This window comes from Bradyrhizobium sp. 199 (assembly GCF_023073355.1).
Taxonomy (GTDB): Bacteria; Pseudomonadota; Alphaproteobacteria; order Rhizobiales; family Xanthobacteraceae; genus Bradyrhizobium.
The window spans coordinates 877,042-891,100 of record NZ_JADPJI010000008.1; the positions used below are offsets into that span (position 1 = coordinate 877,042).

Below are 14,059 nucleotides of genomic sequence, written 5' to 3' on the forward strand. Positions count from 1 at the left end.
CCCTTACCGGGTTCGGCCCGAATGTTTCGCGAAGGCTTCGGGTGGTATCGATTTGCCGTCAGTTGCTCCCTACAGGAGGCGCATATGGTCCAGGTCTATTTTCACTGCTCCAACACCGAGGGCACCCTGATCGACCGCTACGGCGCCGCCGTGTCCAATCTCTCCGAGGCGCGCGACCGTGCCTCTCAGATCATGCGGTCGATGATCCTGACGCCGAGCAGCGAAGACTGGCGCGACTGGGTGATCCATGTCAGCGACGACGCCGGCGAAGAGATTTTCGATCTGCCCTTCACCGCCATGCTCGGCAAGCCGCATTGAGGTGATGCCATGCTGATCGCTTCACTGAGCCTGTTCCGCCAACCCCTGAGTTTCGTCGCCGCCAAATGGCAGACGCTGGTTCGGGTCGCCGGCAACCCCTACCGTCCCGAGCTTCACTATATGCGCGGACCTGGCCCGAAATGGCGCGCCAAGTATCAGGCCAGCCGGCTGAACCGCCCGCTCTGACGGACGGCGGCTCAGCTGCTTCTTCGTTAATCTCCGTCTTCTTCGTCGTCATGGCCGGGCTTGTCCCGGCCATTCACGTTTTAAGGGCGCGATTCAAAGACGTGGATGCGCGGACAAGCCCGGACCTGGCAGCACGATTACATTGAGAGCCTATCCCTGCGGCCATCCTTCGAGACGCGCGCTTTAGGCGGGCTCCTCAAGGAGGCCCGTAAGCGACGGCTCGAAGGACGAGGCGTTGCGCGCGGGCTGTCGTCACAAGTCACATTGATAGCTCGGCAAAGCCTGGCGAGTTTGGCAGGCGGCCATCCCGCGCCTGTTTCACACCTGCCATGTCGCCGCTCCCTTTGGATATTCTCGTTGGCCACAATGTGCCATTGTCGGCGCGCTGCGCCAATCGCGTAGCAAGTCAGCGCCACGAAGCCAGCACAGAACATCAAGACGACATCATGCCTCACCAGTTCAGCCTCAACCAGACCGTCCGCAAACCCGCCGTCACGTCCAAGGGCGGCATCGTCGCCTCGCAGTCGCGGCGGGCTGCCGAAGTCGGGGCGCAGGTGCTGGCGGCGGGCGGCGACTGCGTGGACGCGGTCGTGGCAACCACCATGGCGCTGAACGTGCTGGAGCCCTGGAACAGCGGCATCGGCGGCGGCGGTGCGATGGTGCTCTACCGCGCCAAGGAAAATCGCACCGAGGTGATCGACTACGGCATGTCCGCGCCTCAAAGCCTGCGCGTCGCCGACTATCCGCTCAGCGGCGACGGCGCCGCTTCCGACCTCTTCCCCTGGCCGCGGGTAAAGGACGATCGCAACACCCATGGCCCCGGCTCGATTGCCGTCCCCGGCGTCGTTGCCGGAATGGAAGAAGCGCATCGCCGTTACGCAAGGATGCCGTGGAAGGATCTGCTCGCGCCGGCAGCCAGGCTCGCCGGTGAAGGCCTGCTGGTCGATTGGTGGACGACGGTGGCGATCTCGGGCTCGGCCGCCGATCTCAGGCGCTATCCCGCCAGCGCGGCGGCGTTCCTGAAGGACGGCCTACCACCGAGCGCGCCATGGGGCATCAAGGCCGAGATCCGGCTGCCGCAGGACACGCTGAAAGCGACGCTGTCGCATCTCGCCGAGGCTGGGCCGCGCGATTTCTACCAGGGTGATCTCGCCAGGAGCATCGCCTCCGACATCAAGGCCGATGGCGGTTCGCTGTCTGTCGAGGACCTCGCCGCCTTTCGCGCGCATTTGCGCGAACCGCTGGCGATCCCCTACCGCGAGGGCAAGGTGTATGCGACGCCCGAGCTCACGGCCGGGCCCACCATGGCGCACGCGCTGCGGCTGTTGCAGCAGAGCCTGAAGCCGGCAAGCGCGCCGGACGCGGCCGCCTATGTCGAATATGCACTCGCTCTTCAGGCAGCCTTCCGCGGGCGGCTCAAGGACATGGGCGATGCCGACGGCAAACGCTCGCTCGGTGCCGAATATCTGGCGCCCGCCTGCACCACGCATTTCTCCGTGGTCGACCGGCACGGCAACATCGCCGCGGTGACGCAGACGCTGCTGTCATCCTTCGGCTCGAGATATGTGACGCCGCACACCGGGATCGCCATGAACAACGGCATCATGTGGTTCGATCCGACGCCCGGCACCACCAACTCGCTCGGGCCCGGCAAGCGCTGCCTTTGCAACTACACGCCCGTCATCGCCGAGACGAAGGATGGCAAGCGCCTCGCCGTCGGCGCCTCGGGCGGACGCCGCATTCTGCCCTCCGTGATGCAGCTCGTCTCCTTTGCGATGGATTTCGGCATGGATCTCGATGCCGCCATTCATCAGCCGCGCATCGACGCCAGCGAAGGCGCGGTCGTGATCGGCGATGCTCGTTTGCCAGAGGACGTGCGCAAGACGCTGAGCTCGCGCTTCGACTATGAAGAGACCCGCGTGCAGGCATTGCCGCAAAAATTCGCATGCCCAAGCGTGGTGATGCGCGAGGACGACATCAATTCCGGCGCGGTCGAGATCTTTCATCCCTGGGCCGATGCGGTCGCGGAAGACTGAGCGAACGGATCGCTGCTGCGTTTCTGCCAGTGCGCGTTGTGCTCTCGCGCGATTGCGCATCGAGGCGAGCATCACGACTCCTCCACATTCGCAGGGAACTTAGCTGCGCACAGTTCGTTCGTTGAACGGACGAATGCGCTCACCCCCAATGGAGGACTTGATGAAGAAACTTGCGCTCGCTGCGTCGCTGGTCATTGCGGCCGGCTTTACATTTAGCAGCCCTGTACTGGCCAAGGGTGGGCATGGCGGCGGTCATGGCCATGGTCACGGTCATTCGATGGGCCATCATCACCATGGCACCCCGCACGGATGGTCGCGTGGACGCAAGGTCGGCTGGCGCGGTCACGGCTGCCCGCCCGGCCTGCGGATGCAAGGCCGCTGCTGAAGCCCCATCCGCCAATCATTGCAAGGCGTCGCCCCTGAACGGGCGGCGCCTTTTTCGAAAATGACGCAAGGGCAGAGATCCTACCCGAACCGGTGATTATACCGCTCCACCGTGAGCTCACTGACGTCGATTTCCGGCTTCCTGCCCGACAGCATGTCGGCGAGGACGCGACCCGAGCCGCAGGACATGGTCCAGCCGAGCGTGCCATGGCCGGTGTTGAGGTGGAGGTTGGCGTATTGCGTCGGGCCGATCACGGGCGGACCGTCCGGCGTCATCGGACGCAGGCCGCTCCAGAATGTCGCCTTGGAAAGATCGCCGCCGCGCGGGAACAGGTCGGTCAGCGAGTGATCGAGCGTGGCGCGGCGCGCATCATAGAGCTTGTCCGAATAGCCGGAGATCTCGGCGGTGCCGCCGACGCGGATGCGATTGCCAAGGCGCGTGATCGCGACCTTGTAGCTCTCGTCCATCACGGTGGATGCCGGCGCGCCCGTGGCGTCCTTGATCGGCACCGTGATCGAATAGCCCTTGACCGGATAAACCGGCAACGAAATGCCGAGCGGCGCCACGAGGCGCGACGACCAGCTTCCGAGCGCGAGGACGTAGGCGTCGGCCTGCAACGTGCCGGCCCCCGTCACGACGCCGCTGACACGCGCACCCTCGGTGACGATGCGCTCGATCCCGGTGTTGAGCATGAAGCGCACGCCGAGCGCCTCGGCATGCTTGGCCAGTGCCTGCGTGAACATGTGGCAGTCGCCGGTCTCGTCCTGCGGCAAGCGAAGCCCGCCGACGAATTTCTCCTTTACGCCCGATAGCGCCGGCTCGACTGCGATGCAGCCCTCGCGGCTCAGCACTTCGAAAGGGACGCCGTATTGCTTGAGCACGGCGATGTCCTCAGCCGTGCCGTCGAGCTGCGCCTGGTAGCGGAACAGCTGCAGCGTGCCCTGCGCACGCTCGTCATATTGAATGCCGATGTCGCGGCGGAGATCGCGCAGCGCGTCGCGGCTGTATTCCGCGATCGGGATCATCCGGCTCTTGTTGACGGCGTAACGCGCGCTGGTGCAGTTGCGCAGCATCTTGAGCAGCCAGACCCACATCACAGGATCGAGCTTCGGCCGGATCACCAGCGGGCCATGCTTCATCAAGAGCCACTTGACCGCCTTCACCGGCACGCCGGGACCGGCCCAGGGCGAGGAATAGCCGGGCGACACCTCGCCGGCATTGGCGAAGGAGGTCTCAAGCGCCGGCGCCGGCTGACGGTCGACGATCGTCACCTCGTGACCGGCACGTGCGAGGTAGTAGGCAGAGGTGACACCGATGACACCGCTGCCGAGAATCAAGACTTTCACGCTTGGTCAAACTCCCGCGGCATCACGCTCGCCGCTGCAAGGAAACAACTCGCAACGGCGAGAGCAATTATCACGCCACCCGCTTGATGGCGTCGCCAAGAATGGAGACGATATCGTCGATGTGGCTCTTCTCGACGATCAGCGGCGGCGACAGCGCGAAGCTATCGCCGCTCATGCGGAAGTACAGCCCGCGATTGAAGCAGTCGACCATGACGTCGTAGCCGCGCGCACCGACCGCACCGTCACGCGACGACAGCTCGACCGCGCCCATCAGGCCGCAATTGCGGATGTCGACGACATTGGGCAGGCCCTTCAGCGAATGCAGCGCATCGCGCCAGTATTCCGCGATCGAGGCACCACGCGTCAGCAGGCCTTCGTCCTTGTAGATGTCGAGCGTCGCGATACCGGCAGCGCAGGCGGTCGGATGCGCGGAATAAGTGTAGCCGTGGAACAGCTCCATCGCGTTCTCCGGGCCGACCATCAGGCCGTCGTGAACCTTGCGGCTCGCAAACACGGCACCGCAGGGAATGGTGCCGTTGGTGATGCCTTTGGCCGTCGTCATCATGTCGGGCGTTACGCCGAAGAAGTTGGCGGCGAACGGCGTGCCGAGGCGGCCGAAGCCGGTGATGACCTCGTCGAAGATCAGGAGGATGCCGTGCTTGTCGCAGATCTCGCGCAGGCGCTGCAGATAGCCCTTCGGCGGCGGCAGCACCGCGGTCGAGCCCGGCACCGGCTCGACGATCACGGCAGCGATGGTCTCGGCGCCGTGCAAGGCCACCAGGCGCTCGAGATCATCGGCGAGTTCGGCGCCGTGCTCGGGCTGATCCTTGGCGAAGGCATTGCGGGTGAGATCATGGGTATGGCGAATGTGGTCGACACCCGGCAGCAGGGTCGCGAAGGCGCGGCGGTTGGCGACCATGCCGCCAACCGAGGTGCCGCCGAAGCCGACGCCGTGATAGCCGCGCTCACGGCCGATCAGGCGGGTGCGGCTGGCCTGGCCGTTGGCGCGGTGATAGGCGAGCGCGATCTTCAGTGCGGTGTCGACCGACTCTGAGCCCGAGTTGGTGAAGAAAATGCGGTCGAGGCCCTTCGGCGCGATCTCGGCGAGCCGCTCGGCGAAGTCGAACGCCAGCGGATGGCCCATCTGGAAGGACGGCGCGAAGTCCAGCGTCATCAGCTGCCGCTCGACGGCGGCGGCGATCTGCTTGCGGCCGTGGCCGGCGTTGACGCACCAGAGGCCGGCGGAGCCGTCAATCACCTTGCGCCCGTCGACGGTGGTGTAATGCATGCCCTCGGCCGAGGAGAACAGGCGCGGCGCCTTCTTGAACTGCCGGTTGGCCGTGAACGGCATCCAGAACGAGTCGGTCTTGATAGTGTTCGGAATCTGATGAAGGGTCACGGCCGCGCTCCTTTGCTGATCTGCCAGCAGAGCCACGTCTAGGAAAGCGCAACAAGTCCTTTTCTGTTGCGCCGCAACCTATTGATTTCGCTGGGGCTGCCGGTCCATATTTGCGCGATCCGCAACACCTGCAACACGGGACAGGGCCGGGACCAGGGCATGAGCGTCGACATCGGTGGACGGCTCCGATTCATCCGGGCGCGGCACAAGCTGTCGCAGCGCGCACTCGCCAAGCGAGCGGGCGTCACCAATTCGACGATCTCGTTGATCGAATCCAACCAGATGAACCCATCGGTCGGCGCGCTCAAGCGCATCCTCGACGGCATTCCGATGGGGCTCGCCGAGTTCTTCGCGCTGGAGCCGGAGTCGAGGCGCAAGATCTTCTACCGCGCAGAGGAGCTGACCGAGGTCGGCAAGAAGCCTATCTCGTATCGCCAGGTCGGCGACAATCTGTTCGGCCGCAGCCTGCAGATGTTGAAGGAGCGCTACGAGCCCGGCAGCGACACCGGGCGCGTGCACCTCGTGCATGACGGCGAGGAAGGCGGCATCGTGATTTCAGGCAAGCTCGAAGTGACCGTCGAGGACGAGCGCCGCATTCTCAATCCGGGCGATGCGTATTATTTCGAGAGCCGCCGCCCGCACCGTTTCCGCTGCGTCGGCGGCAAGCCGTGCGAAGTGATCTCGGCCTGCACGCCGCCGACGTTTTGAGATGGCGGCAGGCCGAAAGCCTTCAAGGCTGCGTCAACAGATCATCGATCTTGATCGGGAAACGACGCACACGGACGCCGGTCGCGTGCCAGACCGCATTGGCGACCGCGCCGGCACTTCCTGTGATGCCGATCTCGCCGACGCCCTTGATGCCCAGCGCATTGACGTGCGGATCGTGCTCCTCGACCGTGACGACGTCGAGCGGCGGCACGTCGGCATTCACGGGGACGTGGTACTCGCCGAGATTGGCATTCATGATCCGGCCGGTGCGTCGGTCAGTGATCGCCTCCTCGTGCAGCGCAAAGGACAGGCCCCAGATCATGCCGCCGAACAGCTGGCTCTGCACCATGCGCGGGTTGACGATGCGCCCCGCCGCGAAGGCGCCGACCATGCGGCTGACCCGGATCTGGCCGAGTTCGGGATCGACCTTTACCTCCGCAAACACGGCGCCATGGGCATGCATGGCGTATTCCTCCATGGCCGCGGGATTCGGCACGCCGGTGCCCCGTGCCTCGACCTCGGCGACGCCGGCCCGCGCGAGGATCTCGGCGTAGCTCTCGCTGCGGCTCTCGTCGTCGCGCCGGATCAACCTGCCATCGCGCGCGATCACGCCGGCATTGCCGGCGCCGAACAGCGGCGAGCGCCCGTCATTGGTTGCGAGATCAGCGAGCTTTGCGATCACGGCCGCGCCGGCGCTGTGGATCGCAGCGCCCGCGGTTGCCGTGTGCGCGGAGCCGCCGGCGATACCGGCATCGGGCAAATCGGACGTACCGGACTTGAACGTGACCCGGTCGATATCGAGCCCGACGGCATCGGCCGCGATCTGGGCCAGCGCCGTCCAGGCGCCCTGACCCATGTCGTGCGCGCCGATTTCCATCACGCCTGAACCGTCGCGGCGGATCGCCGCGCGCGCCTCGGCCTGGAACATCAGCGCCGGGAAGGTCGCCGTGCCCATGCCCCAGCCGACCAGAAGGCCGGCATCGTCGCGCATCTGCCGCGGCTGCAGCGAACGCTTCGCCCAGCCAAAGCGCGCCGCGCCCTGTTCGTAGCAGGCGCGCAGCGCTTTTGAAGAGAACGGCTTGCCGCTGATCGGCTCGCGCTCGGCATAGTTCTTCAGGCGGAAGGCAAGCGGATCCATGCCGCAGGCCCAGGCCATCTCGTCGATCGCGCTCTCCAGCGCAATCGAGCCGGTCGCCTCGCCGGGCGCCCGCATGAACAGTGGCGTTCCGGTGTTGACACGCACGGCATCATGCGAGGTGCGGATCGCCGGCGCCGCATAGAGCGTGTGCGAGGCGTCCGCTGCGGGCTCGTAGAAATCGTCGAACGTGCTCGACACGGTCCTGGCGTGATGATCGAGCGCGGTCAGGCGTCCTTCTCCGTCGGCGCCAATGCGCAGCCGTTGGCGCGTCGGCGCACGATGGCCGACCGGCCCATACATCTGCTCGCGGCGCAGCACGAGTTTGACCGGCCTGCCGACGAGCTTGGCGGCCATGATGCCGAGAGTTTGCGGTCCCGCCAAAAATCCCTTCGAACCAAAGCCGCCGCCGAGAAAAGGACTGCGGATGTGGATCTTGTCGTGGGCGATGCCGAACAGCTCGGCGATGCGCGCCAGCGACAGCCTCAGGCCCTGGGTCGGCATGTCGACCGACAATTTGTCGCCGTCCCAATGAGCCACGATCGCATGCGGCTCCATCGCATTATGATATTGCGGCGGCGTCTCGTAGACCGCGTCGATCTGCTTCTCGGCCGAAGCAAGGCCGGCCTCGACATCGCCGCGGTGATTTTCGGTGGGATTGCCGACGCCGACGGCGGGCGGCACGAAGCTCTCGCCGGCATCGAGACCGACCAACGCCGGCAGCGACTCATAGCGCGGCGCCAGCAACACGGCGCCTTCCGTCGCGGCTTCGAGCGTCTCGGCGATCACGACGGCGATCGGCTGATTGGCGTAGCGGACCTCATGGCTCTGCAACACCTCCATCCGGAACACGAACGGACTGGTCTTGATCTCGGGGTCGATCGCGAGCGGCGGCTTGTGGTCGGGCGTCATGACATCGACAACGCCGCGATGGCGCTTTGCGGCGGCGACATCGAGCGAGACCACGCGGCCGCGCGAGATGCCGGCGACGGCCATCACCGCAAACAGCATCCCGGGCGGATGATTGTCGGCGGCATAGGTGGCCTGCCCCGTGACCTTGAGGACGCCGTCGCGGCGGGTCAACGGCTGGCCGATATTCGAGCCGTGCCGAAGATGAGCGGGTGCGCTGGTGAGGTTGAGCTCAGGCATGGATGGCTCCGGTGGTCGAGGCAAAGGGAGAGGCCGGCAGCGCCGGCAGGCGCGCGGGCGTGCCGGCGGCGGCGAGGGCCAGCGCGCGCACGACGATGCGGCGCGCGAGCTCGATCTTGAAGGCGTTGTCGCCGGATGGCTTTGCGTCGGTGAGCGCGCGCCAGCCGGCTTCCTGGAAAGCGTCGGCCGTGGGCGCGACGCCCCTGAGAACATCCTCCGCGCCGCGGGCGCGCCAGGGTTTTGCAGCGACACCGCCAAGCGCGAGCCGCGCTTCAATGATCTTGCCGCTCTCGATCCGCAACGCAGCGGCGGCAGACACCATTGCGAAGGCGTAGGAGGTGCGCTCACGGACCTTGAGGTAGCGCGCATGCGCGGCGAAGCCGCTTGCCACCGGCGGCAGGCGCACCGCGACGATGAGATCGCCGGGCTCAAGCGCGGACTCGCGCTCGGGCGCATCGCCCGGCAGGCGATGCAACGCCTCGAGCGCGATCTCGCGCCGGCCGTTCCTGCCCTCGATCTCGACGACGGCATCGAGCGCAACCAGCGGCACGCAGAAATCGGACGGATGCGTGGCGATGCAGTGTTCGCTCCAGCCGAGCACGGCGTGGCTGCGATTCTCGCCGTGGCGGGCGTCGCAGCCGCTGCCGGCATCGCGCTTGTTGCAGCGGCTGGCGGTGTCGTAGAAATACGCACAGCGCGTCCGCTGCAGGAGATTGCCGCCGACAGTCGCGGCGTTGCGCAACTGCGCGGATGCACCGGAGAGCAGTGCTTCGGCGACGGCCGGATAGGACCTCGCGAAATCCGCGTCATGTGCGAGATCGGCATTGCGGACGAGCGCGCCGATGCGCAAGCCACCATCGGCGAGGCGCTCGATGCCGTCGAGCCCTCCGAGATGGGTGACGTCGACGAGACGATCCGGACGGCTGATATTGCCCTTCATCAGATCAAGCAGATTGGTGCCGGCGGCGAGATAGACCGCGCCGGGCTGGGCCGCGGCGGCGATGGCCTCGGTGACCGTGGCGGGCCTGACATAATCGAACGGCTTCATGCGGAGCGCCTCTGGTTGGTTTCGTCAGCGTGTCCTTGCGCCTCGAGCACGGCATCGACGATGCCGGCATAGGCGCCGCAACGGCACAGATTGCCGCTCATGCATTCTCGGATGCGTTCGGGATCCCTGCCGGCCTGCGCCTCGCTCATCATGCCGATGGCGCTCATGATCTGCCCGGGCGTGCAGAAGCCGCACTGGAAGCCGTCATGGGCAATGAAGGCGGCCTGCACGGGATGAAGCTGGTCGCCGCGCGCAACGCCTTCGATGGTGAGGATGTCGGCGCCGTCATGGCTGACGGCGAGTGCGAGGCAGGAGTTGATGCGCTTGCCGTCGACCAGAATGGTGCAGGCGCCGCACTGGCCGCGGTCGCATCCCTTCTTGGTTCCGGTGAGGTGAAGGCGCTCACGCAGGAGATCGAGCAGCGTGACGCGCGGATCGTCGAGGACGAAGTCGCGCCGCGCACCGTTCACGGTGAGGCTGATGGAGTGGTTCATACAAGGCTCCGATCAGATATGGACATGAGTGATCGCGCAGCGCGCCACCGCCGTGGCCGCGGTCGATCCGCGCCCGCCGGGTACACAGTCCCGGCTTGCACTTGGCCCAAGATACGGAGGCACCCTCCGTTTAACAAGGGCCGCCGGAAAATATTTGGAATTTCTCAAAAGCCCGTGCGCCACACGCGATGCAGCCAGCCAAGGGTTCAACAAGGGTGCAACGAGGGTTCAATCTGACCAATTCGTGATCTACATTGCCTGATATGGACGACCATACCGACCAGACCCGAAAACCCCGCGCGGACGCCGTGCGCAATCGCGAGCGTGTGCTCGAAGCGGCGAAGGCCGTGTTCAACGCGGGGGGCCCTGAGGCGAGTCTGGAGGCCGTGGCCAAGCGCGCCGGGGTCGGCATCGGCACGCTCTATCGGCACTTCCCCACGCGCGAGGATCTGTTCGAGGCGGTGTACCGGCGCGAGGTCGAGCAGCTCAGCGAGCTTGCCGAGCATCTGCGAAGCGCCAAGGACCCGGTCGACGCGCTGCGCCGCTGGCTGCGCTCCGCCGTCGAATTCGTCGCCACGAAAAAGGGCATGTCCGCCGCGCTGGCGCTGACCTATCAGAGTTCGTCCGAGCTCGCCGCCTTTTCGATGGACCGGCTGACCAAGGCGATCGGCTCGTTGCTCGGGCGCGCGGCTGAGGCCGGCCAAATGCGGGGCGATATGAGTCCGGAGGATCTGCTCAGGGCCCTGATCGGCATGTGCTACATGCACGATCAGCCCGGCTGGCAATCCTCGGTGCTGCGCATGCTGGACGTGTTCGTGGATGGACTCCGCGTGCAGCCCGCCGCCAAGGCCAAGGCGCGCGCGGCCAAGCGGACGACGCCCCCCGAGAAGCGGAAACGGTAGGGATCATCCTGTCAGGATACGCTTCAGCGCCTCGCGCCGGAGCACGATGAAGTCGAAGAACGCCGCAATCCGCGGTACGCGCCTGAGATCGGGGTGTGTCAGGATACGCCAGCTCCGCGTCAATTCCGGGATGGGGCCGAGCACGCGAACGAGGTCGGGCTCAGCGTCGCCAAGCGCGATCGGAAGGGGCCCGATACCGACTCCTGACTTGATCGCAGAGACGAGGCCGAGCACGCTGTTGATGCGCGCTGACATCCGGGCATCCGGCGCGACCTCTTTCAACCATCTGACGGCGCGGTGGTTGGCCAGCGATTCGTCGAGGCCGACCAGCAGATGCCGCGCGAGATCCTCGACGCGCTCCGGCTTGCCGTGCCGTTCGATATAGTCGCCGCAGGCGTACACGGCCCAGATCGACTCGGCGATCTTGCGCCCGACGAGCTCATCATCGGTGTCACCGGAGCGGAAGGCGACGTCGACCTCGCCCTTGGACAGGTCGAGATAGCGGTCGCTCATCACGAACTCGACGCGCAGCGAGGGATGCTGCGCGTGAAAATCCTCGACCAAGCCGGACTGGATCAGCCTGGCGACGATCGGCTCCGGGCAGGTGACTCGGATCACGCCCTTCATGTCCTGCTCGACATCGCCGGCCCGCCGCGTGAAGTCCCCGATGCTGGCCTCGATGCGCTCGGCATACGGCAACATTGCGTGGCCAAATTCGGTCAGGCGGTAACCGCTTTGCTGACGCGCCACCAGCGTCCGGCCGAGCCGCCGCTCGAGCTCATCGAGGCGGCGATGCACAGTCGACTGGCTGAGACCGAGCGCCTTGCCGGCAGCAATGGTGCTGCCGTGGCGCGCGACCGCCAGGAAGTATTTCAGATCGTTCCAATCGAACATGACGCGATTATGCACTTCTGGAGCCGCCCGCCGCAATGTTGCGGCTCGCCGGCCCGAACGAGCGCTCCTAGGCTGGTGCACATCCGCGGCTTGCAATGGAGACCGAAGATGCGCCCTCACCTCGCCCTCAGCACGGCAGTCGTACTGGGCTGGACTGCCGCAGCCATCGCTCAGAACCACGATGCGCCCGGCTTCGCCAAACCGAATCTGGTGCTGCAGCAAGTGGTTGAGGGGCTGCCGAAGGACGACAAGCAATCGGTCCGGGTGATGACCGCGTCATTCAAGCCGGGCGACAAGACCGTCCATCACACCCACCGTTACCCGGTGACGGTGTACGTGCTCGAAGGCGCCTTCACCCTGGAGCTGGCCGGCAAGCCGCCCCTCACAGTCAAGGCCGGCGAGGCGCTAGTTGAGCCACCCGGCGTGTCCATGACCGGCTACAACCGGACCGAGGGAGAGACCAAGGTCGTCATCTTCTATCTCAGCGCGGTCGATACGCCGTTTCTCGATCCGATTTCGCATTGAGGCGGCCTAGGTCGCGAGCTCCGGCCGCCCCTTCACCGCATTCATCCGCGAGCGGATCAGCAGGGTCACGACGATGGCGATATTGAGCGCGTTCCACGCCACGCCGTTGGCGAACGCCGCGGCATATGAGCCGGTGGCATCGAAGATCACGCCCGACACCCAGCCGCCGAAGGACATGCCGAACACCGAGGCGAAGATCACGATGCCGACGCGGGTTGCGGCCTCGCTCGCCGGCATCGCCTCGCGCACGATGATGGCATAGCTCGGCACGATGCCGCCCTGGAACAGGCCGAACATCGCGGAGATCAGATAGAGCGAGGCGAGGCTGTCGAAGAACAGGTAGAACACCAGCGCAAAGCCCTGCGCCAGCGATCCCACCAGCAGCGTGCGGATGCCGCCGATCTTGTCGGCGAGGAAGCCCGAGCCAATGCGGCTGATGATGCCGCAGGCCATCATCAAAGAGAGCATCTCGGCGCCGCGCGCCACGCCGTAGCCGAGATCGCCGCAATAGGCGACGATATGCACCTGCGGCATCGCCATGGCGACGCAGCAGGAGATACTCGCGATCGAGAGCAGCACGGTCAGCGCGTTGGTCGAGAGCTTGAGATCGACCTGGGGCGGCGGTGCATTGGCGTGATTGCGGACCTTGTCGTCACCCATCTGCGCGCGCAGGACGAGGACCAGAAGCGCCATCGTGCTGGCGCAGACGACGCCGATGCCGACATGGGTGTAGCGCCAGCCGATTTCCTGCGTGCCCCAACTCACGATCGGCGGCCACATCGTGCCGGCGACGTAATTGCCGCTCGCGACGATCGTCACGGCAAGTCCGCGATAGCGCTCGAACCAGTGCGAAGCTTCCGCCATCAGCGGCGCGAAGGTCGCGGACGTGCCGAGCCCGATCAGGAAATAGGCCGCCACGAACTGCCAGAGCTGGCTCGACAGCCCCGCGAGGACGTTGGCGACGCCGAGGAAGGCGATGCTGATCGCCATCGCCGCCACGATGCCGAACCGATCGGTGATCTTGCCGGCGATCACGCCGCCCAGCCCGAAACCGAACATCATCAGCGTGAAGGCGAGCGACACTGCTCCACGTGTGGCACCGAATTCGGTCTGCACCACGGGAATCACGACCACGACCGCCCACATGCCGACGGCGCCGATCGAGCCGATCACAAGCGCAATGAGCAGCCGCATCCAGGCCTGACGGGAATCAGGGCTGAACGAATCAGGGCTTTGTCCTGGATGATTGGGTGCGTGCACGCGCGGAACATGTTCGCGGATCGCCTCGCGGTCAAGCATCGTGGCGCGATATTGGGCATGCGCGGTGCACTGCGGTAAAGCTCTTGGCGAACGCGTATATTGCCATCAATTGCAAATCAGCGTGCGCAAGGCGTAGCACGTCCTGCTCGCCAACATCGTGCCGACGCATCATCAGAGGCAGACGAGCCATACGCACGGCGACTTCTCGCATGACGACGCGGGGACACGGGCGCATCGCCAGCTCGCCGCCCAGGAGGCGCCCGCGCCGCATCGT

14 protein-coding genes are annotated in these 14,059 nt (G+C 65.8%); 7 read left to right on the forward strand and 7 right to left on the reverse strand.

The genetic code is table 11. The annotated features are described in order from the left end of the window. Positions 1 to 84 precede the first annotated feature (84 nt). From IVB28_RS26550 to IVB28_RS26565, 4 genes are all read left to right on the forward strand, one after another. Positions 85 to 318 carry a hypothetical protein gene (locus IVB28_RS26550; protein WP_247530097.1) on the forward strand — a complete coding sequence of 78 codons (234 nt, stop codon included), beginning with the start codon at positions 85 to 87 and terminating at the stop codon, positions 316 to 318. Positions 319 to 327: 9 nt separating this feature from the next. Then, complete coding sequence (locus tag IVB28_RS26555; RefSeq protein WP_247530099.1) at positions 328 to 504, forward strand: hypothetical protein; 177 nt, start codon at positions 328 to 330, stop codon at positions 502 to 504. A 446-nt stretch (positions 505 to 950) separates the two neighbouring features. Next, positions 951 to 2,540, forward strand: coding sequence for a gamma-glutamyltransferase (locus IVB28_RS26560; protein WP_247530101.1), 1,590 nt, complete (start codon positions 951 to 953; stop codon positions 2,538 to 2,540). 160 nt (positions 2,541 to 2,700) lie between these two features. Further along, on the forward strand, positions 2,701 to 2,925 hold the full coding sequence (locus IVB28_RS26565) for a hypothetical protein (protein ID WP_247530103.1): 225 nt from the start codon (positions 2,701 to 2,703) through the stop codon (positions 2,923 to 2,925). 80 nt (positions 2,926 to 3,005) lie between these two features. Here the strand turns inward: IVB28_RS26565 and IVB28_RS26570 are convergent, their stop codons facing one another. Together IVB28_RS26570 and IVB28_RS26575 are read right to left on the reverse strand one after the other, a co-directional pair. Next, entirely contained in the window at positions 3,006 to 4,271 is a 1,266-nt protein-coding gene (locus tag IVB28_RS26570) for a D-amino acid dehydrogenase (protein ID WP_247530105.1), read from the reverse strand. Between the two features lie 70 nt (positions 4,272 to 4,341). Beyond that, entirely contained in the window at positions 4,342 to 5,670 is a 1,329-nt protein-coding gene (locus IVB28_RS26575) for an aspartate aminotransferase family protein (protein WP_247530107.1), read from the reverse strand. A gap of 159 nt (positions 5,671 to 5,829) precedes the next feature. Here IVB28_RS26575 and IVB28_RS26580 point away from each other — a divergent pair, with 159 nt between their 5' ends. Next, positions 5,830 to 6,378: a cupin domain-containing protein gene (locus IVB28_RS26580; protein WP_247530108.1), complete on the forward strand. Its 549-nt coding sequence runs from the start codon at positions 5,830 to 5,832 to the stop codon at positions 6,376 to 6,378. Positions 6,379 to 6,400: 22 nt separating this feature from the next. Here the strand turns inward: IVB28_RS26580 and IVB28_RS26585 are convergent, their stop codons facing one another. The 3 genes from IVB28_RS26585 to IVB28_RS26595 are packed head-to-tail and all read right to left on the reverse strand — an operon-like array spanning position 6,401 to position 10,204. After that, on the reverse strand, positions 6,401 to 8,662 hold the full coding sequence (locus IVB28_RS26585) for a xanthine dehydrogenase family protein molybdopterin-binding subunit (RefSeq protein ID WP_247530109.1): 2,262 nt from the start codon (positions 8,660 to 8,662) through the stop codon (positions 6,401 to 6,403). After that, positions 8,655 to 9,710: a xanthine dehydrogenase family protein subunit M gene (locus IVB28_RS26590; protein ID WP_247530110.1), complete on the reverse strand. Its 1,056-nt coding sequence runs from the start codon at positions 9,708 to 9,710 to the stop codon at positions 8,655 to 8,657. Before IVB28_RS26590 ends, IVB28_RS26585 begins: the two co-directional genes overlap by 8 nt. Continuing rightward, positions 9,707 to 10,204 (reverse strand): 2Fe-2S iron-sulfur cluster-binding protein, encoded by a 498-nt coding sequence (locus tag IVB28_RS26595; RefSeq protein WP_247530111.1) that lies wholly within the window; start codon positions 10,202 to 10,204, stop codon positions 9,707 to 9,709. Before IVB28_RS26595 ends, IVB28_RS26590 begins: the two co-directional genes overlap by 4 nt. 263 nt (positions 10,205 to 10,467) lie before the next feature. Here IVB28_RS26595 and IVB28_RS26600 point away from each other — a divergent pair, with 263 nt between their 5' ends. Then, positions 10,468 to 11,106 (forward strand): TetR/AcrR family transcriptional regulator, encoded by a 639-nt coding sequence (locus tag IVB28_RS26600; RefSeq protein ID WP_247530112.1) that lies wholly within the window; start codon positions 10,468 to 10,470, stop codon positions 11,104 to 11,106. Between the two features lie 3 nt (positions 11,107 to 11,109). Here the strand turns inward: IVB28_RS26600 and IVB28_RS26605 are convergent, their stop codons facing one another. Then, positions 11,110 to 12,000, reverse strand: coding sequence for a LysR family transcriptional regulator (locus tag IVB28_RS26605; RefSeq protein ID WP_247530113.1), 891 nt, complete (start codon positions 11,998 to 12,000; stop codon positions 11,110 to 11,112). Between the two features lie 108 nt (positions 12,001 to 12,108). Here IVB28_RS26605 and IVB28_RS26610 point away from each other — a divergent pair, with 108 nt between their 5' ends. Next, positions 12,109 to 12,525, forward strand: a complete 417-nt coding sequence (locus IVB28_RS26610; protein ID WP_247530114.1) for a cupin domain-containing protein — start codon at positions 12,109 to 12,111, stop codon at positions 12,523 to 12,525. A gap of 6 nt (positions 12,526 to 12,531) precedes the next feature. On the opposite strand, the gene IVB28_RS26615 is transcribed toward IVB28_RS26610, so the two are convergent. Then, on the reverse strand, positions 12,532 to 13,719 hold the full coding sequence (locus IVB28_RS26615) for an MFS transporter (protein WP_247530115.1): 1,188 nt from the start codon (positions 13,717 to 13,719) through the stop codon (positions 12,532 to 12,534). Positions 13,720 to 14,059: the final 340 nt, after the last annotated feature.

Excerpts from the sequence above, each read along its gene's own strand:
- IVB28_RS26550 (WP_247530097.1), top strand. The coding sequence starts at position 85 with ATGGTCCAGGTCTATTTTCACTGCTCCAACACCGAGGGCACCCTGATC.
- IVB28_RS26555 (WP_247530099.1), top strand. The coding sequence starts at position 328 with ATGCTGATCGCTTCACTGAGCCTGTTCCGCCAACCCCTGAGTTTCGTC.
- IVB28_RS26560 (WP_247530101.1), top strand. The coding sequence starts at position 951 with ATGCCTCACCAGTTCAGCCTCAACCAGACCGTCCGCAAACCCGCCGTC.
- IVB28_RS26565 (WP_247530103.1), top strand. The coding sequence starts at position 2,701 with ATGAAGAAACTTGCGCTCGCTGCGTCGCTGGTCATTGCGGCCGGCTTT.
- IVB28_RS26580 (WP_247530108.1), top strand. The coding sequence starts at position 5,830 with ATGAGCGTCGACATCGGTGGACGGCTCCGATTCATCCGGGCGCGGCAC.
- IVB28_RS26585 (WP_247530109.1), bottom strand. The coding sequence starts at position 8,662 with ATGCCTGAGCTCAACCTCACCAGCGCACCCGCTCATCTTCGGCACGGC.
- IVB28_RS26590 (WP_247530110.1), bottom strand. The coding sequence starts at position 9,710 with ATGAAGCCGTTCGATTATGTCAGGCCCGCCACGGTCACCGAGGCCATC.
- IVB28_RS26595 (WP_247530111.1), bottom strand. The coding sequence starts at position 10,204 with ATGAACCACTCCATCAGCCTCACCGTGAACGGTGCGCGGCGCGACTTC.
- IVB28_RS26600 (WP_247530112.1), top strand. The coding sequence starts at position 10,468 with ATGGACGACCATACCGACCAGACCCGAAAACCCCGCGCGGACGCCGTG.
- IVB28_RS26605 (WP_247530113.1), bottom strand. The coding sequence starts at position 12,000 with ATGTTCGATTGGAACGATCTGAAATACTTCCTGGCGGTCGCGCGCCAC.
- IVB28_RS26610 (WP_247530114.1), top strand. The coding sequence starts at position 12,109 with ATGCGCCCTCACCTCGCCCTCAGCACGGCAGTCGTACTGGGCTGGACT.
- IVB28_RS26615 (WP_247530115.1), bottom strand. The coding sequence starts at position 13,719 with ATGCGGCTGCTCATTGCGCTTGTGATCGGCTCGATCGGCGCCGTCGGC.